This window comes from Pseudomonas sp. SWRI179 (assembly GCF_014268705.1).
Taxonomy (GTDB): domain Bacteria; phylum Pseudomonadota; class Gammaproteobacteria; order Pseudomonadales; family Pseudomonadaceae; genus Aquipseudomonas; species Aquipseudomonas zanjanensis.
Genome location: NZ_JABWRA010000064.1, coordinates 1 through 25272 on the forward strand (window position 1 = coordinate 1; position 25272 = coordinate 25272).

Here is a 25272-nt window from a genome sequence, read left to right on the forward strand (position 1 = left end):
CCCCCCCCACATACATCTCACCCACCACACCCACCGGCACCGGCTCGCGCCGGGTATCGAGCACGTACAGTTGCAGGTCGGGAATACGCTTGCCGATCGGACTGACACCCGCCAACTGCGCGTCGGCCGCTTCCAGGGGGCGATAGGTCACGTGCACCGTCGTTTCGGTGATGCCGTACATGTTCACCAGTTGTGTCCCGGCATTGGCTGCACGGCCGAACCAAGGCTTGAGCATCCCGGTTTCCAATGCTTCCCCGCCAAAGATCACCTGGCGCAGGCTGTGGCGCAGATCGCTCTCGCCTTGCGCGGCAATCAATTGGCGGAAAGCACTTGGCGTCTGGTTGAGGACAGTGACCCCGGCCTCGCACAACAGCGCATAGCACTCTTGCGGAGAACGGCTGACCAGTTGCGGCACCACCAGCAAGCGGCCGCCATGGGTCAACGCGCCCCAGATTTCCCAAACCGAGAAATCGAACGCAAAGGAATGGAACAACGCCCAGACGTCTTGCGGACCAAAATCGAACCAGGACTGGGTCGCCGAGAACAGCCGGGCGACGTTGCGGTGCTCGACCATCACGCCCTTGGGCAACCCGGTCGAACCCGAGGTGTAGATCACGTAGGCCAACTGCGAGGACGTCAGGCCCGGCACTTGCGGGTTGACGGTGGACTGGCTGCGCAACGCCGGGCTATCGAGTTCGATCACCCGTACGGACTCTTCGGCCAGCAGCCCATGGGTGGCGGCATGCACCACGATGGCCACGGGGGAACCGTCCTCGAGCATGTAGGCGATACGTTCCGCCGGAGAAGCCGGATCCAGCGGTACGTAGCCAGCGCCCGCCTTCAAGATGCCCAACAGGCCGACAATCATGTCCAGGCCACGTTCGACACAGATCGCCACCCGGTCATCCGGGTTAACGCCCAGCGACAGCAGGCGATGGGCGAGTTGGTTGGCCTGGGCGTTGAGTTCGCCGTAGGTCAGTGCCTGATCCTCGAACACCACCGCCACCGCGTCGGGTTGCGTCGCGACCTGGGCCTCGAACTGGCGATGGATCAGCGCGTCATGGGCATAGGTCGCTTCTGGCGCATTCCAGGTTTCCAACAGTTGCGTGCGTTCGGCCGCCGGCAGCACCGTGAGGTTGCGCACCGCCGTTTGCGGCGCATGTTCCAGGCTATCGACCAGGCTCTGCAGGGCCACCTGCACATAATCACAGATACGTTGCGCACCGATCCGGGACTCGACCTGCACCGTCAGGCTGAAGCCTTCACCCAGGTCATCGACGTTCAACGTCAGCGGATAGTTGGTGCGTTCCTCGCTGGACAACATTTGCATGCCGTTCCAGGCCGACAGGCCCTCATCGGTCACCTGCAACGAACTGTGGCGCAAGTTCAGCAACGCGCTGAACAGCGGTGCTGGCGAGGCCACGTCACTGCAGCGTTGGGCCAAGGCGAGGGAAGCATGCTCATGCCCCAGCAGCCCGGTCAGGCGCGCGTGGGTGGTCTTCACCGCGTCCCGCACGCTTTGCCCATTCACCGGCACGCAGATCGGCAAGGTGTTGATGAACATGCCCAAGGCCCGGTCAGCACCCTCACCGCCCTGCATCCGCCCCATCAGCACCGTACCGAAGACCACGTTTTCCTGGCCCGAAGCCACCGCCAGGACCCTGGCCCAGGCCAGATGGATCAGGCTCGCGGCACCCACGCCCAGTCGGCGGGCCTGAGCCCGTAGACGCAGGCTCAGGTCCTCATCGACCGACGCCGAGACTTCCTCGATGCCGCGCCCGTCGCCCTGGACCTGGGTCAAGCCGAATGGCAGCGTCGGCTCATCGACGTCGCCGAGCATCTCGCGGAAGAACCCTTCGTGCTCCTGCGCGCCGACACCCAGGCGCGCCTGGGCCACATAGTTGCGATACGGCACCGCGGCGCCCAACTGGTCGGCCTGCCCCAGCAAATAGGCCTGCATCTCGTGTCGTACCACCTCCAGCGCCGTATGATCGAGCGCCATGTGGTGGAACAACAGGGTGGCCACCCAACGCTGGTTGACTGCATCTTGCGCAAAGCGGATACACAGCAGCGGCGCCTGACGGATATCCAAGCGATGGTGCCGAGCGTCGAAACGCGCCTGCAGTTGGCGAGCGATGTCTCCGTCCTCAAGCCGCAGACTCACTTGCTCGATACCCAGCACGGCCTCACGCCAGACCACTTGCACCGGCGCCTCCAGTCCTTCCCAGGCCATGGACGTTCTCAGGATGTCGTGGCGGTCGATCACGCCTTGCAAGGCCTGGGTGAAATCATCGAGGCGCTCGCGACTGTCGAAAGCGAACTGCGTCTGCAGCACATAAGGATCGCCCTGTTCAGACGAGAGGTGATGGTAAAGGATGCCCTCCTGCAACGGTGCCAGCGGATAAATGTCCTGCACGTTGCGCACCCCACCCGGTACCGTCGACACGATCCGGTCGATGGTTTGCTGGTCCAGCGTGACCAATGGCAGCATGGCCGGGGTGATGTGTTCGCAGCACGAGGGAATCCGGTTCTGCGGAACACTCACCTCATTACCACCGCCGACGGCCGCCGCCAGCGCCGCCAGGGTGGGTTGACTGAACAACGCACGCACATCGGCACTCAATCCGGCCTGACGCATCCGCTCGATCAGCGTCACGGCCAACAACGAATGCCCGCCCAGTTCGAAAAAGTGGTCATGACGCCCGACGCGTTCAACCTTGAGCAGCTCAGACCAGACTTGCGCCAGAGTGGTTTCGATTTCGCCTTGCGGCGCTTCGTAGCCACGGGTGATCAGCGCGTCGAGGTCTGGTGTCGGCAGGGCCTTGCGATCAAGTTTGCCGTTCGGTGTCAGCGGCAGTGCGTCGAGGCGAACGTAGGCAGCAGGCACCATGTAGGCCGGTAACTGCGCTTGAAGGTGCGTGCGCAGGGCTTCGATGTCGACTGGTGAATTCTGGGTGAAATAGGCCACCAGGCGCTTGTCACCCGGTATGTCTTCGCGGGCCAGGACCACGGTTTCCTTGATGTTTGGCGCCTGGGCGAGCTTGGCTTCGATCTCCCCCAGTTCGATGCGGAAACCACGGATCTTCACCTGGTCATCGTTGCGGCCCAGGTATTCGATGTTGCCATCCGGCAGGTACCGGCCCAGGTCGCCAGTGCAATACATGCGGGCGTTTGGAGCCAGGCTGAACGGATCTTTCAGGAAACGCTCGGCGGTGAGGTCGTCACGATTGAGATAACCGCGAGCAACCCCAGCGCCACCGATGTAGATTTCCCCCAGTACGCCCAATGGCACCGGTTGTTTGTGTTCATCCAGCAGATAGAACTGGGTGTTGGCCACCGGTTTGCCGATGTGCGCGGCAAAGCCTTCCTCACGGGCCATCGACACCCAACTCGAATACGTCGTGGTCTCCGACGGGCCGTAGAGGTTGCACAGGCGCTTGACCTGGGTCTGTTCGAACAACGTTTCCACCAGGCTGCGCTTCAAGGCTTCACCAGCGACGTTGACCGTGTCGACGCCCTCGCCTACACCACCGGACTCCAGCAACGCCTTGAGCGCTGACGGCACAGTGTTGATCAGGGTGATATCGTGCTCGCCCTGTTGCAGTTCCAGCACATTAGTGACCACTTCGATGCTGCCGCCAGACGTCAGCGGCGCGAAACACTCGTAGACCGCCAAGTCGAAGTTCAGCGAAGTCGAGAACAGGGTTTTAGCCAAGGTCTGCGAATCGAACGAACGATGGGCCCAGGTCAGGAAGTTCACCGTATTACGGTGTTCAATCATCACGCCTTTAGGCAGGCCGGTCGAACCCGAGGTGTAGATCACGTAAGCCAGGTGCGAGGACGTCAGCTCGGTGACCTCGGGATTCTGGACGGACTCGTCCTGCCACAGCCCGCTGTCCAGATCGACCACTGGCATCGATGCGCCTGCCAGCAATTCAAGGGTCGCCGTCTGCGCCAACACCGCCGCCGGCGCACTGTCTTCGAGCATGTAGGCAATCCGATCCAGCGGGTACGCCGGATCCAGCGGCACATAACCGCCACCGGCCTTGAGAATCGCCAGCAACCCAACAACCATGTCGATACCGCGCTCGACACAGATCGCCACCCGCGAGTCCGGCTCTACGCCCTGCTTGCGCAGGTAATGGGCCAGGCGGTTGGCCCGTTCGTTCAACTCGCGGTAGCTCAGGCGTTGCTCGCCACGGATCACCGCGACGGCATCCGGCGTACGTTGCACCTGATCTTCGAACAGCCCATGGATCGTCTGTTGCCGCGGGTAATCGGCCTCGGTGGCGTTGAACGCCACCAGCAGTTGTTCGCGCTCCGCTGCCGGCACAATCGACAGCTCACGCAATGCCGAGTCAGGTGCCTGTTCCAACGCATCCGCCAGACGTTCCAACGCCGTGTGCATATAGGCACACACCCGTTGCGCGCCGACCGGTGATGTCACCAACACAGACAAGGTAAAACCTTCGCCCAAGTCATCGACGTTCAATGTCAGCGGGTAGTTGGTGCGCTCTTCGCCACCAAGCCCCTCGATACCGGACCATGCGGCTTGATACTGCGCCGATGAGTCGGCCACAACGCTATGGCGGTAGTTCAACAGCCCACTGAATAGCGGCAGGGGAGCCTCCACGCCACTGCAGCGTTGCGCCAGCACCAGCGGTGCATGTTCATGCCCCAGCAATGCGGTCAACCGTGCATGGGTTGTTTTCACTCCCGTGCGTACCGTTTGCTCACCCACATCAACGCGCAGAGGCAAGGTATTGATGAACATGCCCAGTGCCCGGTCAGCACCATCACCACCCTGCATCCGGCCCATCAGTACCGTGCCGAACACCACGTCCTGCTTGCCGGACACCTTGCCCAACACCTGCGCCCAGGCCAGGTGCACCAGGCTCGCGGCACTCACGCCGAGCTGACGCGCCAGGGCTCGCAGACGCAAGCTCAACGCCGCATCCAACGGTTGCGAGGCGTGTTCGATATCCCGTCCATCGCCCTGCACATCCTGCAAACCGAACGGCAGTGTTGGCTCATCCATGTCGCCAAGCATCTCGCGGAAAAACGCTTCGTGCGCCTGTTGGCCCGCTCCCAACCGGGCCTGGGCCACGTAGTTGCGATACGGCACCGCGGCACCCAATTGATCCGCCTCACCCAGCAGGTGTGCCTGCATTTCGTGCTGCACCACCTCCATGGCGGTGTGATCCAGCGCCATATGGTGGAACAACAGCACCGCCACCCAGCGCTGGTTGGATGCATCTTCGGCGAAGGCCAGCCGCATCATCGGCGCCTGAGTGATATCCAGGCGGTAATGCCGCGGGTCGAAACGGCTCTGCAACCAGGCGGCGACATCGCCTGCGGCGCCGTCAAGGGCGACCTCCTCCAGGTGCAGTTTCGCCTCGCGCCACACCACTTGTATCGGCGAGTCGAAGCCTTGCCACACCACGCTGGTGCGCAGGATGTCATGCCGGTCGATGACGTATTGCAAGGCGTCCACGAACGCCGTCAGCCGCTCTCGACTCTGCAACTCGAACGACGCCTGCAAGACATAGGGATCGCCCTGCCCGGCGACCAAGTGATGATAGAGAATGCCTTCCTGCAAGGGCGCCAGCGGATAGATGTCCTGCACGTTGCCAACACCGCCCGGTACCGTCGCCACGATCCGGTCAATCGCCTCCTGATCGAGATCCATCAATGGCAACATGGCCGGGGTGATCCGTGCGCAGCCCGCGACAATCAGGTTCGCCGGGACGTGCACCTCGCTCCCGCCGCCCACCGCCGCGGCCAGCGCCGCGAGGGTCGGCTGGCTGAACAGCACCCGCACATCGGCGCTCAAGCCGAGCTGACGCATCTTCTCGATCAGCTTGACCGCCAACAGCGAATGGCCGCCCAGTTCGAAGAAGTGATCGTGGCGACCGACCCGCTCCACATCGAGCAGCTCTGCCCACAGCAACGCCAGCGTCGCTTCGACTTCGCCTTGCGGGGCTTCATAGTCACGGGTAACGAGCGCATGCACATCCGGTGCAGGCAGTACCTTGCGATCCACTTTGCCGTTCGCGGTCAACGGCAATACATCAAGGTGCACATAAGCCGCCGGGACCATGTAGTCCGGCAACTGCGCTTGCAGATGCGCGCGCAGGGCCTGGATATCCTTGGCCTCGCTCTGCTCGCGCAGCGTGAAGTATGCCACCAGGGTCTTCTCGCCCGGGACGTCTTCGCGCACCAGGACCACAGCATCCTTGACGTCGTCATGCTTGGCGAGCCTGGCTTCGATTTCGCCCGGCTCGATGCGGAAACCACGGATTTTCACCTGGTCGTCGTTACGCCCCAGGTACTCGACCGTACCCTCCGGCAACCAGCGCGCCAGGTCGCCGGTGCGGTACAGCAAGGCATCCGGATCGGCACTGAACGGATCGGCGACGAACTTCTCAACGGTCAGTTCGGGGCGGTTCAGATAACCTTTTGCGATGCCATCGCCACCGATGTACAACTCGCCCGCCACGCCGATGGGCACTGGCTGCTGGTATGCATCCAATATGTAGACCCGGGTGTTGCCGAGCGGCCGACCGATCGGGATGCTGCCCGCGCCCACGGTCTTGATTTCGTGGGTGGTGGAGAACGTCGTGGCTTCCGTCGGGCCGTAGCCATTGAGCAGATGAACCGGCGCCCCTTCTTTCAGGACATGATCGATGACCGCCGGGTCGAGTACATCGCCACCTACGATCAGATAGCGCAATTCCCGGAAAACATCCGTCAGTCCCGAAGCGTATTGATGGAACAGACCGGCCGTCATCCACAACACGCTGACCGACTGCTCGGCCAATAGCGCGGCAAAACGTTCCTGGGACAGCAACACCTCCTGCTCGACCACCACCACGCAACCGCCGTTGAGCAACGGCGCCCAGACGTCCAGGGTACTGGCGTCGAAGGCCGGGTTGGAGGCGAAGGCGACCCGGTCCCGGGCGTTGAAATCGGCATAGCCGTTGTTGATCACCAACCGATTGATCGCCCGGTGTGGCACCAGCACGCCTTTCGGCGTGCCGGTGGAGCCTGAGGTGTACATGATGTAGGCCGGCATTTCGCTCGACTGTGGCAGTTGCGGGTCATGGGCTGGCAGGCTGTCGAGGGCGACCCTGTCCAAGTCCACACGCCGAGTGCCAGGCTCCAGCGTTTTGCCACCGACGGTCAGTACCACGCCCGCGCCGCTGTCGCGCACCATAAACTGCTGACGTTCCGTTGGCGCGTTGATGTCCAGTGGCACATAGACCGCCGCGCACTTGAGGACAGCCAACTGGCTGACCAGCAGGTCAAGCGAACGCTCCAACAGGATCGCCACATGCTGGCCCGGTTGTACGCCCAGTTCGATCAAATGATGAGCCAGGCGGTTCGCCCTGGCATTGAGTTCGCGGTAAGTCAGGCCTTGCCCGCCCTGTACCGCGGCCGTGGCATCTGGACGGGCGAGGACCTGCGCCTGGAACACGGCGTGAACGGTGCTATCGCGTGGATAGTCGCAAGTGGTCGTGTTGAAGCCTGTCAGCAGTTGCTGGCGCTCGGCTGACGGCAATATATCCAGACTGTACAGTGGTGATGCGTAACTGGATTCCAATGCCGTGGCAAGGCTTTGCAGCGCGGCATTCATATAGCCGCAGACCCGCCCGGCGCCAACGCCGGCGACGGCAAGAACGGTCAGGGCGAAATCTTCACCCAAATCGTCTACCGACAGCGTCAGCGGGTAATTGGTGCGCTCTTCGCTGCCCAGGGTCTCGATGCCCTGCCAAGCCGACAGGGCATCTTCCGACCCGGGCTGTTCGCTGGAGTGACGGTAGTTCAACAAGGCACTGAACAAGGGTGTGGGTGCACTGACCGCGCTGCAGCGCTGGGCCAATGCCAACGAGGCATGCTCATGCCCCAGCAATGCGGTCAATCGCCCGTGGACCGCCTTCAAGCCGGCCTTGACGTCCCGGTCATCGACAGCGACGCGCAGCGGCAAGGTGTTGATGAACATGCCCAAGGCATGGTCGGCACCTTCGCCGCCCTGCATCCGGCCCATCAGCACCGTACCGAACACCACATCGTTCTTACCCGAGACACGCCCCAACACCTGAGCCCAAGCCAAATGGTGCAAGCTGGCAGCGCCCACGCCCGACTGACGCGCCAGGCGACGCAGGCGACGGCTCAGACCGCTGTCGAGGACCAGCCTGGCTTCCTCGATATCAGCGCCATCACCCTGGACATCCTGCAAGCCGAACGGCAGCGTCGGCTCGTCGATGTCACCGAGCATTTCGCGGAAAAACGCCTCGTGCTCTTCACGGCTGACGCCCAGGCAGGCTTGGGCCACATAGTTGCGATACGGCACCGCTTCGCCCAACTGATCGGCCTGCCCCAGCAGGTTCGCCTGCATTTCGTTTCGCACCACTTCCAGCGCCGTGTGATCGAGGGCCATGTGGTGAAACAGCAACATCGCGACCCAGCGCTGGTTGGGTTTGTCCTCTGCAAATGCCAGACGGATCAGCGGCGCCTGGGTAATGTCCAGGGCATAGCGCCTGGCGTCGAAACGGCTATGTAGCTGCTGAATGATATCCCCGGCTTGCGGATCCAGGACGAGTTCCTCCAGCCCCAGCCGGGCTTCGCGCCAGACCACCTGCAGAGGCGCGTCGAGGCCTTGCCACAGCATGGCGGTACGCAGGATGTCATGGCGGTCGATGACACCTTGCAGGGCCTGGACGAAATCGTCGAGACGCTGCCTGCCCTGCAAGGCAAACCGAGCCTGCAACACATAGGGATCGCCCTGTTCGGCTGAAAGGTGGTGATAGAGGATGCCTTCCTGCGACGGTGCCAGCGGATAGATATCCTGCACATTGCGCACACCACCCGGTACCGTCAACACGATGCGGTCGATGGTGTCCTGATCAAGGATAACCAGTGGCAGCATGTCGGGCGTGATCCACGCGCAGTCGCGCGGGATCCGGTTGGCCGGCACGACGACTTCGCGCCCCCTGCCCACTGCTGCGGCCAACGCCGCGAGGGTGGGTTGGCCGAATAGTACGCGCACGTCGGCGCTCAGCCCGGCCTGGCGCATCCGCTCGATCAGGCTGACGGCCAGTAGGGAATGCCCGCCCAGTTCGAAGAAATGGTCGTGGCGACCGACTTGCTCCAGGCCCAGCAGGTCCTGCCAGATTTGCGCCAGGACGGTTTCGGTGTCGCCTTGTGGGGCTTCGTAGCCTCGGGTGATCAGCGCGTCGAGGTCTGGTGTCGGCAGGGCCTTGCGGTCGAGTTTGCCGTTCGGTGTCAGGGGCAGTGCATCCAGGCGCACGTAGGCGGCGGGCACCATATACGCTGGCAACTGCGCTTGCAGGTGCGTGCGCAGGGCTTCGATGTCGACTGGTGAGTTCTGGGTGAAATAGGCCACCAGGCGTTTGTCGCCCGGCACGTCTTCACGGGCCAGGACTACGGTTTCTTTCAGCGCTTCGTGGCGGGCAAGCTTGGCTTCGATCTCACCCAGTTCGATGCGGAAACCACGGATCTTGACTTGGTCGTCGTTGCGGCCCAGGTATTCGATGTTGCCGTCCGGCAGGTAGCGGCCCAGGTCGCCGGTGCGATACATGCGAGCGTTTGGAGCCGTGCTGAACGGATCTTTCAGGAAGCGTTCAGCCGTCAGGTCATCACGATTGAGATAACCACGAGCGACCCCAGCGCCACCGATATAGATTTCCCCCGGTACGCCCAATGGCACCGGTTGTTTATGTTCATCCAGCAGATAGAACTGCGTATTCGCCACCGGTTTGCCGATGTGCGCGGCAAACCCGTCTTCGCGGGCCATCGATACCCAGCTTGAATAGGTCGTGGTTTCCGAAGGACCGTAGAGGTTGCACAGGCGCTTGACCTGGGTCTGCTCGAACAACGCTTCCACCAGGCTGCGCTTGAGCGCTTCACCGGCGACGTTCACCGTGTCGACGCCCTCGCCCAGCCCTCCGGACTCCAACAAGGCCTTGAGCGCTGACGGCACGGTGTTGATCAGGGTGATGTCGTGTTCGCCCTGTTGCAGTTCCAGCACATTAGTGACCACGTCGATGCTGCCGCCGGAGGTCAGCGGCGCAAAGCACTCGTAGACGGCCAAGTCGAAGTTCAGCGAGGTCGAGAACAAGGTTTTCGACAATATCTTTGAGTCGAACGAACGATGGGCCCAGGTCAGGAAGTTCACCGTGTTGCGGTGTTCGATCATCACGCCTTTAGGCAGGCCAGTCGAACCCGAGGTGTAGATGACATAGGCCAGGTGCGAGGACGTCAGCTCAGCGACCTCCGGATTCCGGACGGACTCGTCCTGCCACAGCTCGCTGTCCAAATCGATCACTGGCATCGAAGCACCGGCCAACAACCCGACCGTTGCAGCCTGCGCCAACACCGCTGCTGGCGCACTGTCTTCCAACATGTAGGCAATCCGATCCAGCGGATACGCCGGGTCCAACGGCACATAACCACCACCGGCCTTGAGGATCGCCAACAGCCCCACGACCATGTCGATACCGCGCTCGACGCAGATCGCCACTCGCGAATCCGGTTGTACACCCTGCTTGCGCAGGTAATGGGCCAGGCGGTTAGCCCGCTCGTTCAACTCGCGATAAGTCAGGCGCTGCTCGCCGCGAATCACCGCCACCGCATCCGGCGTACGCTGCACCTGCGCCTCGAACAACCCATGAATCGTCTGTTCCAGCGGGTAATCCGACTGCGTGGCGTTGAACGCCACCAGTAGTTGCTCATACTCCGAAGCGGGCAGGATCGACAGCCGATGCAGCGGCGCCTCCGGCGTCTGCTCCAACATCTGGATCAGCCCCTCCAGCGTTCGCTGCACGTAACCACAAAGGCGCTGGGCGCCGATCCGCGCCGGGGTCATGACGGTGAAGCTGAATGCTTCGCCCAGGTCATCCACCGACAATGTCAACGGGTAGTTGGTCCGCTCTTCGCCACCGAGCACCTGGATACCGTTCCAGGCCGACAATGCCTCGGTCGAGGTCGTCGAGCCAATGTGGCGATAGTTGAGCAAGGCACTGAACAACGGCGTCGGCGCCTCCACGCCACTGCAGCGTTGCGCCAGCACCAACGAGGCGTGCTCGTGGCCCAGCAACTCAGTCAGCCGTGCATGGGTTGCTTTCACAGCGGCATGAACACTGGTTTGTCCCAGGCTCACTCGCAACGGCAAGGTATTGATGAACATCCCCAGCGCACGGTCGGCCCCCTCGCCGCCCTGCATCCGGCCCATGAGCACCGTGCCGAACACCACGTCTTCGCGACCGGCTACCTGACCCAGCACCTGCGCCCAGACCAGATGGTACAGGCTCGCCGCGCTCACACCGAGTTGACGCGCCTGGGCCCGCAACCGGCGACTCAGGTCCACCTCGACGTCCTGGCGGACCTCCTCGATGCCGCTACCATCGCCTTGCACATCCTGCAAGCCGAACGGCAGCGTCGGCTCGTCAATGTCGCCGAGCATGTCGCGGAAAAACTGTTCGTGAGCCTCACGACTCACCCCCAACCGGGCCTGGGCCACGTAGTTGCGGTACGGCACCGAGGCCGGCAAGCGTTGCGCCTGACCGAGCATGTGCGCCTCGATTTCGGCCGACAGCACCGCCAGCGACGTGGCATCGTCCACCAGGTGGTGGAACAGCAGGATGCCCACCCAGCGCTGGTTCACCGTGTCTTGCGTATAAGCGACCCGCATCAACGGTGCCTGACGGATGTCCAGGCGATAGTGCCGGGGGTCGAAACGCTCATGCAACTGCGTGGCAATATCGTCGACCGCCGGATCCAGCACGACCGACTCAACCGCCAACCGGGCATCACGCCAGACCACCTGAACGGGTTCGGCCAGGCCTTCCCAGAGCACGCCCGTGCGCAGAATATCGTGACGGGCGACGACAGCCTGCAACGCCTGGGTGAAATCGTCCAGACGGCTGAAGCTGTCGAAGGCGAACATCACATACTGCAGGTAGGGGTCGCCCTGGGCAGCGGCGAGGTGATGGTACAAAATCCCTTCTTGAAGAGGCGCCAGGGCGTAGATGTCCTGAACGTTCGCCGCGCCACCGGGCACTGTCGCGACAATGTGCTCAATCTCATCCTGAGACAGCTCGGCCAGCGGCAACATGCCCGGGGTAATCCGTGTGCAGCCATCCGGGATGCCATTGGCCGGTACCACGACTTCGGTGTGCCCGCCGACCGAAGCAGCCAGCGCGGCCAGCGTTGGCTGACTGAACAGCACCCGCACGTCAGCACTCAAGCCAGCGTGGCGCATGCGCTCGATCATTTTTACGGCCAACAGCGAGTGGCCGCCCAGCTCGAAAAAGTTGTCGTGACGACCGATTCGTTCCAGGTCCAGCAGGTCTTGCCAGATCGCGGCGATGACGGTCTCGGCCTCGCCTTGCGGGGCTTCGTATTCGCGAGTCGCCACCGACGACTGATCCGGTGCCGGCAGCGCCTTGCGGTCGAGCTTGCCGTTGGTGGTCAGCGGGAAGGAGGCCAATGTCACGAAGGCGCTCGGTACCATGTATTCCGCGAGCGAACCCAACAATTCGGTGCGCAGCTTGGCGGCCGACAGTTGCACGTCTTCGTTGGCAATCACGTAAGCGACCAAACGCTTGTCGCCCGGCTCGTCTTCACGGGCAATCAACACCGCCTCGCTGACCCCCTCGCAAGCCGCCAACGCCGCTTCGATCTCGCCCAACTCGATACGGAAACCACGGATCTTCACCTGGTCGTCATTACGGCCCAGGTATTCGATGCTGCCGTCCGCCAGCCAGCGCCCCAGGTCACCGGTCTTGTACATCCGGGCGTTCGGCTCGGGGCTGAACGGGTTGGCGAGGAAACGCTCGGCGGTCAGTTCGTCACGGTTCAAGTAGCCACGACTGACACCCGCACCGCCCACATACATTTCGCCGACCACGCCCACCGGTACCGGCTCGCGCCGGGCGTCGAGCACGTACAGTTGCAGGTCGGGAATACGCTTGCCGATCGGGCTGACACCGGCCAACTGCGCGTCGGCCGCTTCGAGCGGACGGTACGTCACGTGCACCGTCGTTTCGGTGATGCCGTACATATTGACCAGTTGCGTCCGGGCATTGCCCTCGCGGGCATACCACGGCTTGAGGATGCCGGTTTCCAGGGCTTCGCCACCGAAGATCACCTGGCGCAGGCTGTGCTGCAGGTCGCTTTCACCCTGGGCCGCGATCAGTTGGCGGAAGGCACTCGGCGTCTGGTTCAGCACGGTCACCCCGGCCTCGCACAACAAGGCATAGCAGTCTTGCGGTGAACGGCTGACCAGTTGCGGCACCACCAGCAAGCGGCCGCCATGGGTCAATGCGCCCCAGATTTCCCAGACCGAGAAATCGAAGGCGAAGGAATGGAACAGCGCCCACACATCCTGCGGGCCAAACTCGAACCATGGCTGGGTCGCGGAAAACAGCCGTGCGACGTTGCGGTGCTCGACCATCACGCCCTTGGGCAATCCGGTGGAGCCGGAGGTGTAGATCACGTAGGCCAGGTGCGACGAAGTCAGGCTTGGTACTTGAGGATTGGCCAAGGCCTGGCTGTGTAGCGTCGGGCTGTCGAGGTCGATGACGCGCACCGCCTCCTCGGCCAGCAGGTCTCGGGTTGCGGCGTGTACCACGATTGCCACGGGAGCGCTGTCCTCGAGCATGTAGGCGATGCGTTCGGCCGGATAGGCCGGGTCCAACGGCACATACCCTGCACCGGCCTTGAGGATGCCCAGCAGGCCAACGATCATGTCCAGGCCACGTTCGACGCAAATCGCCACCCGGTCATCCGGGCGAATACCCAGGGACAACAGACGATGGGCGACCTGGTTCGCTCGAGCGTTGAGTTCGCCGTAGGTCAGCGTCCGATCTTCGAACGTCACTGCCACCGCGTCAGGCTGCGCCGAGGCCTTGGCCTCGAACTGCCCATGAATCAAGGCGTCATGGGCATACACCGCCTCCGTCTCATTCCAGCTTTCAAGTAATTGCTTGCGTTCGACCGACTGCATTATTGCCAGGCTGTGCAACGGCGCCTGCGGCGCATGCTCCAACGCATCAACCAGGTTTTCCAACGCCACCTGCAGATAGCCACAGACGCGTTGCGCACCGATCCGGGGCTCGACTTGCGCCGTCAGGCTGAAATCTTCCCCCAGGTCATCGACGCTCATCGTCAGCGGATAATTGGTGCGTTCTTCGCCGCCCAGGGCCTCGATCCCTTGCCAGGCTGACGACGCTTGCAACGCGATGGGCTCGGCGACCGAATGGCGGTAGTTGAGCAACGCACTGAACAGCGGCGTCGGTGCCGTGACGCCACTGCAACGCTGGGCCAACGCCAGGGAGGCGTGTTCATGGCCCAACAGGCCGGTCAGCCGTGCGTGGGTCGCCAGGACACCGTCGCGCACGCTTTGCGCACCGACCTGTACGCCAATCGGCAAGGTGTTGATGAACATCCCCAAGGCCCGGTCGGCGCCTTCGCCGCCCTGCATTCGTCCCATCAGCACCGTGCCAAACACCACCTCGTCGCGCCCCGAAACGCGGCCCAATACCTGGGCCCAGGCCAAGTGATGCAAGGCCGCCGCGCTCACCCCCAGACGGCGGGCCTGGGTGCGCAGGCGTCGGCTCAAATCAGTCGCGAGACCCTGCCGGGCTTCCTCGACAAGGCTGCCATCGCCGCGTACATCCTGCAGGCCGAACGGCAGCGTCGGCTCGTCGATGGCACCGAGCATGTCGCGGAAAAATGCCTCGTGCGCTTCACGGCTCACGCCCAGGCAGGCCTGGGCCACGTAGTTGCGATACGGCACCGCCTCGCCCAACTGGCCGGCCTGGCCCAGCAGGTGCGCCTGCATCTCGTGTCGCACCACGTCCAGCGCCGTATGGTCCAGCGCCATGTGGTGGAACAGCAAGCTCGCCACCCAACGCTGGTTGAGCACATCCTCGGCAAACCGGATGCACATCAACGGCGCCTCACGGATATCCAGGCGATGCTGGCTGGCGTCAAAACGCGCCTTCAATTGACCGGCGATGTCGCCACCCCCGGTACCGAGGAGCACTTGCTCCACGCCCAGCGATGCCTTGCGCCAGACCACCTGCACTGGCGCGTCCAGACCTTCCCAGGCCATGGCGGTGCGCAGGATGTCATGGCGGTCGATCACCCCCTGCAGGGCCTGGGTGAAAGCGTCGAGGCGGTCACGACTGTCAAAGGCAAACTGTGCCTGCAAGACATAGGGATCGCCCTGCCCGGCCGACAGGTGATGGTAGAGAATGCCCTCCTGCAATGGCGCCAACGGATAAATATCCTGCACATTGCGCGCACCACCCGGTACGGCCGCCACGATGCGGTCGATGGCCTCCTGGCTCAACGCGGCCAGGGGCAGCATCGCCGGAGTAATGTGGGTGCAACCCAGTGGAATCAGGTTGGCCGGGACGTTGACTTCATCACCGTCATCACCCACCGCGGCGGCCAGCGCAGCCAGGGTCGGTTGATTGAACAGCACGCGCACGTCGGCGCTCTGACCGGCCTGGCGCATCCGCTCGATCAGGCTGACCGCCAGTAGGGAATGCCCGCCCAGTTCGAAGAAATGGTCGTGGCGACCGACTTGCTCCAGGCCCAGCAGGTCCTGCCAGATTTGCGCCAGGACGGTTTCGGTTTCGCCTTGCGGGGCTTCGTAGCCTCGGGAGATGACGGCATCGAGGTCCGGTGCCGGCAGGACCTTGCGGTCGAGTTTGCCGTTCGGCGTCAGGGGCAATGCATCCAGGCGCACGTAGGCCATGGGTACCATGTAGTCAGGCAGTTGGGTTTGCAGGTGAGCGCGCAGGGTTTCGATGTCGACGGCTTCGTCCGGCGAGTGTTGGGTGAAATAGGCCACCAGGCGCTTGTCGCCCGGTATGTCTTCGCGGGCCAGGACCACGGTTTCTTTCAGCGCTTGGTGGCGGGCGAGCTTGGCTTCGATCTCGCCCAACTCGATGCGGAAACCACGGATCTTCACCTGATCGTCGTTGCGGCCCAGGTATTCGATGTTGCCATCCGGCAGGTACCGGCCCAGGTCGCCAGTACGATACATGCGGGCGTTTGGAGCCGTGCTGAACGGGTCTTTCAGGAAACGCTCGGCCGTGAGGTCGTCACGATTGAGATAACCACGAGCAACCCCAGCGCCACCGATGTAGATTTCTCCCAGTACGCCCAATGGCACCGGTTGTTTGTGTTCATCCAGCAGATAGAACTGAGTGTTGGCCACCGGTTTGCCGATGTGCGCGGCAAATCCTTCCTCACGGGCCATCGACACCCAACTCGAATACGTCGTGGTCTCCGACGGGCCGTAGAGGTTGCACAGGCGCTTGACCTGGGTCTGTTCGAACAACGTTTCCACCAGGCTGCGCTTCAAGGCTTCACCAGCGACGTTCACCGTGTCGACGCCCTTGCCCAACCCACCCGACTCCAGCAACGCCTTGAGCGCTGACGGCACGGTGTTGATCAGGGTGATGTCGTGCTCGCCCTGTTGCAGTTCCAGCACATTAGTGACCACGTCGATGCTGCCGCCGGAGGTCAGCGGCGCGAAGCACTCGTAGACGGCCAAGTCGAAGTTCAGCGAGGTCGAGAACAAGGTTTTCGACAATATCTTTGAGTCGAACGAACGATGGGCCCAGGTCAGGAAGTTCACCGTGTTGCGGTGTTCGATCATCACGCCTTTAGGCAGGCCAGTCGAACCCGAGGTGTAGATGACATAGGCCAGGTGCGAGGACGTCAGCTCAGCGACCTCCGGATTCCGGACGGACTCGTCCTGCCACAGCTCGCTGTCCAAATCGATCACTGGCATCGAAGCACCGGCCAACAACCCGACCGTTGCAGCCTGCGCCAACACCGCCGCCGGCGCACTGTCTTCGAGCATGTAGGCAATCCGATCCAGCGGGTACGCCGGATCCAGCGGCACATAACCGCCACCGGCCTTGAGAATCGCCAGCAACCCAACAACCATGTCGATACCGCGCTCGACACAGATCGCCACCCGCGAATCCGGCTCCACGCCCTGCTTGCGCAGGTGATGGGCCAAGCGGTTGGCCCGTTCGTTCAACTCGCGATAAGTCAGGCGCCGCTCGCCACGGATCACCGCCACCGCATCCGGCGTACGCTGCACCTGCGCCTCGAACAACCCATGGATCGTCTGCTTGCGCGGATAGTCAGCCTCGGTGGCGTTGAAATCCCGCAACAACTGCCAACGCTCGTCACCCGGCAGGATATCCAGCCCGTTGACCGGTGATCGAGGCGCGAATTCCAGCGCCTCCACCAGGCTCGCCAGGGCGGTCTCCATGTAGGCGCCGACCTGCCGGGCATCGACGGCGCCAGCGGTCTGCACAGTCAACAAGAAGCCTTCGCCCTGGTCATCGACCGACACCATGCACGGATAATTGGTCCGTTCCATGACCGCCAGCACCTGCGCCCCCGCCCAACGCTCGATGCCGTCGTTGTCCTGAAGCGGGCTGTGGCGGTAGTTCAGCAAGGCGCTGAACAACGGCAACGCAGCCGGCACGCCGCTGCAGCGCTGGGCCAGCGCCAGCGAGGCGTGTTCATGACCGAGCAACGCGGTCAGGCGCTCATGGGTCGCCTTGACGCCCGTGCGTACGTCCTCGGCGCCCACTTTCACCCGCAGCGGCAAGGTATTGATGAACATGCCCAGCGCACGGTCAGAGCCTTCGCCGCTCTGCATGCGGCCCAACAACACGGTGCCGAAGACCACATCTTCGCGCCCGGACAAGCGTCCAAGGACCCTGGCCCACGCCAGGTGATGCAGGGCCGCCGGGCTCACGCCCAACTGGCGCGCCTGCTGGCGCAGGCGCAGGCTCAATGCGCTATCGAGGTTCAGCTTGGCCTCGTCGACGCCCCGGCCGTCGCCCTGTACTTCACGCAGCCCGAACGGCAACGTCGGCTCCTCGACATCACCGAGCATGTCGCGGAAGAAACCTTCGTGTTGCTCGCGGCTGACGCCCAGCAGGGTCTGCGCCACATAATTGCGGTACGGCATGGCGGCGTCCAGGCGTTCGCCCTCACCGTTGAGGCACGCCAGCATTTCGTCCTGCATCACGTCCAGGGCCGTATGGTCCAGGGCGATGTGGTGGAACAGCAGGATCGCCACCCAGCGCTGCTGGGCACTGTCCCAGGCACACGCCAGGCGCATCAGCGGCGCCTTGCCTAAATCCAGGCGACAATGCCGAGGGTCGAAAAGCGCTTGTAGTTGCGTGGCGATGTCGCCCTGGGCCTGGTCCAGCAGCGGTTCTTCGAGCAGCAGCTCGGTACGGCGCAAAACCACTTGCAAGGGCTGGTCGAAGCCTTCCCAAAGCACGGCGGTCCGGAGGATGTCGTGCCGATCGATCACCGCCTGCAACGCCTGGACGAACCCATCGAGCCGGGCACGGCTGTCCAGGGCGAACGTGGCTTGCAGCAAATAGGGGTCGCCCGCTTGCGCAGCAATGTGGTGGTAGAGAATCCCCTCTTGCAGCGGGGCCAGCGGGTAGATGTCCTGTACGTTCGCGACCCCGCCAGGCACCGTGGCGACAATCCGGTCGATGGCGGGCTGGTCCAACGACACCAGCGGCAGCATGGCCGGCGTGATCCGCTGGCAACCGGCGACGATGCCATTGGCCGGCACCACGATGTCAGCGCGACCGCCCACCGCCGCGGCCAGGGCCGCCAGGGTCGGCTGACCGAACAAGACGCGCACATCGGCGCTCAGGCCCACTTGGCGCATGCCTTCGATCAGCTTCACGGCCAACAGTGAATGCCCGCCCAGCTCGAAGAAGTGGTCATGGCGGCCCACCCGCTCCACGCCGAGGACCTCGGTCCACAGCCGCGCCAGCACGGTCTCCACCTCACCCAGCGGTGCTTCATAGGCTCGACTGGCAAAGGCGTCCGCCTCGGGTGCCGGCAGCGCCCGTCGGTCCAGTTTGCCGTTGGGCGACAGGGGTAGTTTTTCCAGGCGCACATAGGCCGCCGGGACCATATAGTCCGGCAACAGTGCTTGCAGATGGGCGCGCAGCGCATCGGCGTCGGGACAAAGATCCGCCACCGCAGGCGTGAAATACGCCACCAGGCGTTTGTCGCCAGGGCTGTCTTCACGGGCGATGACCGCCGCCTCCTTGATCCCGGCCTGCTGGCAAAGCCTGGCCTCGACTTCTCCCAGCTCGACACGGAAACCGCGGATCTTGATCTGATCGTCGTTGCGCCCCAGGTATTCAATGCAACCGTCGGGCTGGTAGCGTCCCAGGTCACCGGTCTTGTACAGGCGCGCCTGGCCACCCACCGCAAACGGATCGCGGATGAAACGCTCGCCGCTGAGGTCGTCGCGGTTCAGGTAGCCACGGGCAACGCACACGCCGCCGATGTGGATCTCGCCCGCCACGCCGGCCGGAACCGGACGCAGGTGTTCGTCCAGCAGATAGATGCGCGTGTTGGCCACCGGGTGCCCGATGGCCGGCAGCGTAGGCCAGGCGCCGACATCGTCCGGCAAGGTCAGCGCGGTGGCGACGTGGGACTCGGTCGGCCCGTAGTGGTTGTGCAGGCGGCAGCCATCCAGGCGGACGAAAAACTCACGGATCTGTGGCGTGATGCGCAGTTGCTCGCCCGCGGTGATGACATCCAGCAGTGGACAGGCCAGCGGCCCGCGCTCACCGTCGCCCACCACCGCTTCGGCCAACGCCTGCAAGGCGACACAGGGCAGGTAGAGGCGCTCGATGCGCTGTTCGCGGATGTGCTGGAACAAACGGTGGAAATTCAGCCGGACATCGGCATGGATCAACGACAATTCGCCACCGGCGCACAGGGTGCTGAACATCTCCTGGAAGGCAACGTCAAAGCCCAGGGCCGCGAACTGCAAGGTGCGTGCGCTCGCACGTCCCTGCTGGCGGGCCTGTTCGATTTGCCACTGCATCAGGTTGACCAGGGCCCGGTGCGGCATGGCAACGCCCTTGGGCTGACCGGTAGAACCCGAGGTATAAATGACATACGCCAGGTTGTCGGGGCCCAGGCCGCTCACATGCGGATCGGTTTGCGGCTGGGCGCTGATGCCGGCACCATCGCGCTCCTCGGCGTCGAGCAGCAACACCGGCACGCTCGGTTGCGCGAAGCGCGCCTGCAAATCGCGCTGGGTCAGCAGCGCCTTGGGCGCACTGTCCTCCAGCATGTAGGCCAGGCGTTCGCTCGGATAGGCCGGGTCCAGGGGCACATAAGCGGCGCCGGCCTTGAGAATACCCACCAGCCCCGCGACCATTTCCAGGCTGCGGTCCACGCAGATCGCCACACGATCATCGGCACCGATTCCCTGCTCGATCAGGCGATGGGCAATCTGGTTCGCCAGCCGATTCAGCTCACCGTAGCTCAGGCACGCGTCCTGATAGGTCAGCGCCACAGCATCCGGCCGGGCCTGGACCTGGGCTTCGAACAACTGATGGATCAGCAAACCCGCCGGGTAGGCCGTATCAAAGGCATTGAAGTCCTCGACCAACTGCCGACGCTCGTGAGCGGGGACAATATCCAGGTCATGCAGTGGCGTGTCGACAGTCTGATCGAGGGCATCGGCCAGCGCTTCGAGTACCGTATTCATGTAGGCGCAAATACGCTGCGCGCCGATGCCGGCCACGGCTTGCACCGTCAACCCGAACGACTCGCCCAGATCGTCTATCGACAGCGACAGTGGGTAGTTGGTCCGCTCTTCGCCGCCGAGGATCTCGACCCCGGCCCAGGTTCGCGCCTGACCGGCGTCCTTGGGTGCCTGCGCGGCCACCGCGGTCTGCCGGTAATTGAGCAATGCGCTGAACAGTGGCGTCGGTGCGGCGACCCCGCTGCAACGCTGCGCCAGGGACAATGGCGCATGCTCGTGGCCGAGCAACGCCGCCAGGCGCTCGTGGGTGGTTTTCAGCGCAGCCAGTACCCCCTGCCCTCCGGCCTCGACACGCAACGGCAGCGTGTTCACGAACATGCCCAAGGCATGCCCGTCATCCTGGCCGCTGTGCAGGCGCCCCATCAACACCGTCCCGAACACCACATCCTGTCGACCGGACAAACGCCCCACCACCTGGCCCCAGGCCAAATGGTGCAGGCTCGCCGTGCTAACCCCCAGGCGTCGTGCCTGGGTGCGCAGGCGCTGGGTCAAGTCGGCAGCCAGGGCCAGCGAAGCTTCTTCGATACCGGTGCCGTCGCCCTGCACATCCTGCAAGCCGAACGGCAGCGTCGGCTCGTCCACGTCCCCGAGCATTTCGCTGAAGAACGCTTCATGTTGGCCAGGATCGCTGCCCAAGCGCACCTGCGCCACATAGTTGCGATAAGGCACGGACCTGGGCAGCTCACCCGCACGGTTTTCCAGGTGTGCCTCGATTTCCTTGCCCAGCATGCCCAGGGACGTGGCATCGTCGATCAGATGATGAAACAGCAACACCGCGACCCAACTGCCATTGACGAGGTCTTCGGCCACGTGGATGCGCATCATCGGCGCCTGGCGCAGGTCGAAGCGGGTATGACGAGGATCGAAGCGGACCCGCAACTGCTCGGCGATGTCGCCATCGGCGGCATTCAAGGCGAGTTCTTCCACCGTCAGCCGGGCCTGGCGCCAGACCACTTGGACCGGCTCGCCCAGGTCTTCCCACATCACCGACGTACGCAGGATGTCGTGCCGTTCGATCACCGCCTGCAAGGCCTGGACGAACGTATCCAACTGCTCGCGACTGCCCACGCGCAACAGTGCTTGCAGCAGATAGGGGTCGCCCTGGGTGGTCGCCAGGTGATGATAAAGAATGCCCTCCTGCAACGGCACCAACGCGTAGATGTCCTGGACGTTGCTCACCCCGCCCGGCACCGCCGCGACAATACGGTCGATCTCGCCCTGGGTCAGCGTTGCCAGTGGCAGCATGTCCGGTGTGATGCGCTGGGCATCGTGGGCAATGGCGTTGTCCGGTACGACGATGCCGCCGCGGGTCCCCGTGACGGCCGCCAGTGTCGCCAGGGTTGGCTGGCCGAACAGCACCCGCACATCGGTGTCCAGATTGACCTGGCGCATGCGCTCGATCAGCTTGACCGCCAGCAGCGAGTGGCCGCCCAGTTCGAAGAAGCGGTCATGGCGCCCCACCTGTTCGACGCCGAGCAGTTCAGTCCAGAGCCCGGCCAGGGCAATTTCCACGTCGCCTACCGGCGCTTCGAAAATGCGATGGACATACGCCTGCGCATCGGGCGCCGGCAGGGCCTTGCGATCGAGCTTGCCGTTGGTGGTCAACGGGAATGCCTCAAGCACCACGAAGGCACTGGGCACCATGTAGTCCGTCAACGAGCCCAGCAGCTGCGAACGCAGTTCGACCGCCGACAGTTGTGCGCCTTCGTTGGCGATCAGATAGGCCACCAGGCGTTGGTCGCCCGGCGTGTCTTCACGAGTGATGACCACCGCTTCGCGTACACCCTCGCATGCCGCCAGCTTCGTCTCGATCTCGCCAAGCTCGATACGGAAGCCACGGATTTTCACCTGTTCGTCGTTGCGGCCCACGTAATGCAGCTCACCGTTCTCCTGCCAGCGACCGAGATCGCCGGTGCGATACATCCGGGCCCCGGCAGTGCTGTCGAACGGATCGGCGATGAAACGGCTGTCATTGAGTTCGGGCCTGTTCAGGTAACCTCGCGCCACCCCCGCGCCAGCGACATACAACTCGCCTTCCACGCCCACCGGCACGGGCTGGCCGTACGGGTCGAGCAGGTACAGGCGCAGATCAGGGATACGCTTGCCGATCGGGCTGACCCCGCCCCACTGAGCGTCCGCCGCTTCAAGGGGACGATACGTCACGTGCACCGTCGTTTCGGTGATGCCATACATGTTCACCAACTGCGTCCCGGCATTGGTTGCACGGGCATACCACGGCTTGAGAATGCGGGTGTCCAGCGCTTCCCCACCAAAAATCACCTGGCGCAAGTTGTGGCGCAGGTCGCTTTCGCCCTGGGCCGCGATCAATTGCCGGAAGGCGCTTGGCGTCTGGTTCAGTACCGTCACACCGGCCTCGCACAACAGTGCGTAGCAGTCTTGCGGGGAACGGCTGACCCATTGCGGCACCACCAACAACCGGCCGCCGCGGGTCAACGCCCCCCAGATTTCCCAGACCGAAAAATCGAAAGCGAAGGAATGGAACAGCGCCCACACATCCTGCGGGCCAAAATCAAACCAGGGCTGGGTCGCCGAGAACAGCCGCGCGACGTTGCGGTGCTCGACTATCACGCCCTTGGGCAAGCCGGTGGAGCCCGAGGTATAGATCACGTAGGCCAGGTGATGCGACGTCAGCGCCGCGACGTCGGGGTTATGCAACGATTGCTCGGCGATCCCCGCGCTGGCGGGCTGATCGAGCCATAACACCGGGGCAGACAGCGCCGGCAGTTGCGCCTCCAGCGCCGACTGGGCGAGCAACGCCACCGGGGTGCTGTCCTCGAGCATGAAGGCCAGGCGCTCCGCTGGATAGGCAGGGTCCAGCGGCACGTAACCGGCGCCGGACTTCAGGATCCCCAACAAGCCGACGATCATGTCCAGGCCACGCTCGACACAGATCGCCACCCGGTCATCCGGGCGAACGCCCAGCGCCAGCAGGCGATGGGCAACCTGGTTCGCCCGGGTATTGAGCTCGCCGTAGGTCAATGCCTGGTCTTCATGCACCACCGCCACCGCATCGGGCTGCGCGGTTGCTTGCGCTTCGAACAGGCCGTGGATCGTGCGGTCATGCGCATAGTGCTGCCCATCGTCCGCGTTCCAAGCCTGTAGCTGGCGGGCTTCGGCCGGCGTCGGCAGCACAAACCCGCGGATCGGCAATGCGTCATTGCTCAAGCCTTGCTCCAGCACCTGCATGAAGCGCTCGGCCATTGCCTCGATTTCACCGTCCTGGAAAAATGCCGCGTTGTAGATCCAGTGCAACCAATCGTTATCGTCGTGCGGGTTGCTCCGGATGTGAATGGCCAACGGCATCTGTTCGTGACCGTTCGAGTACTTCACCGAACGGGCCGGGGCTTGCCCGAACATGAATTGGTGGTCGTCCAGTTCATAAGAGAACGATATGTCGAACAACTGCCCGCGGTTACCCTGCAGCAGCTCCAGCGATCGGTTCATGTCGCTCAGGGGGAAGCGCTGGTGGCGATAGTCTTGCTTGAGCGTGCGCGCCACCTCGTGGACCAGCTCGCCGAATGACAGGTCGGCGCCAAAGCGCAACCGCACGGCGCTCACCTGGGTGAACATGCCCATGGTTTTCTTGAAGGACGCGTTGGACCGATTCAGGATCGGCAAGCCGATCACCAGCTCTTCACGGGCAGTGGTGCGAGCAAAATAAACATACAGCGCAGCCAGCAACACAGCCGAGCGGGACGACTGGTGCAGTTGCGCCAAGGCATCGATTCGCTCGTTCAGCGCCTGGGCGTAGGGCCATACGGCATGGCGACTGGGGGCCATGCGACCAGGGTAGCGATCACGGTGGCGGGCCACGAACAAGGGCGGTGGGACTTCCTGGTATTTTTCCAGCCAGTACGCTCGTTCACGGGCAAACCGTGGAGAGTCGCGATAGCGGGCATCGTCCTCGATGAACGCCACGTAGGACGGCGCCGATACGTCTGGCGCCTGGTTGCTTTCCAGCGCGCTGTAGAGCTCGCCGAGTTCCTTGAACATCAAGCCGATGCTCCAGCCATCCAGGACAATGTGATGCACCTGGATGACGAAATAAAACGAAGCGTCATTGAGCTTGAGCAGCGCCAGGCGCAACAGCGGCCCCCCGTCCAGCGAGAACGCCATCGCCATCCGCTGCTGGACCCAGGCCTGTGCCGATGCCTGCGGGTCGGACTGTTCAGACAAATCATGCACGGGCACCTGCACCGCCAGCGTATCGACCAGCGTCTGCATCGGCACGCCACCTGTGTCAGCTTCACAGAGCAATACCGTGCGCAGGGCATCATGTTTTTGCACCAGCAAGTCGATCGCCTGCTGGAACCGCTCGGGGTCAACCGCGCCCTCGATGTGCAGGTAACCGCCGATGTTGTACAACGGGGAATCGCCCTGGACCATTTGCTCCAGCCAGATGTCTCGCTGGGCGGCCGTCAACGGGTAGGTTTGCGAAAATGACAGGGACTGGTTCATGCCCGCCCCTCCGACACCCGAACGCTGGCCGACAGCAGACGGCCCTGTTGCTGCTCATGGCAGCGCTTGGCCGGACGGCCGGTTGCAACAACGTCACCCACCACACGCGCAAAGATAAATTTCAT

At 63.4% G+C, this 25272-nt stretch carries 2 protein-coding genes; both read right to left on the reverse strand.

The genetic code is table 11. The annotated features are described in order from the left end of the window. Positions 1-25147, reverse strand: a 25147-nt coding sequence (locus tag HU767_RS25545) for a non-ribosomal peptide synthase/polyketide synthase (protein ID WP_186730792.1), incomplete at its 3' end; no start/stop codon positions are given. Beyond that, positions 25144-25272, reverse strand: a complete 129-nt coding sequence (locus HU767_RS29110) for a hypothetical protein (RefSeq protein WP_264083856.1) — start codon at positions 25270-25272, stop codon at positions 25144-25146. The genes HU767_RS29110 and HU767_RS25545, both read right to left, overlap by 4 nt.

What these genes read in the sequence shown, in the direction of transcription:
- HU767_RS29110 (WP_264083856.1), bottom strand. Translation starts at nt 25,272, where the DNA reads ATGAAATTTATCTTTGCGCGTGTGGTGGGTGACGTTGTTGCAACCGGC.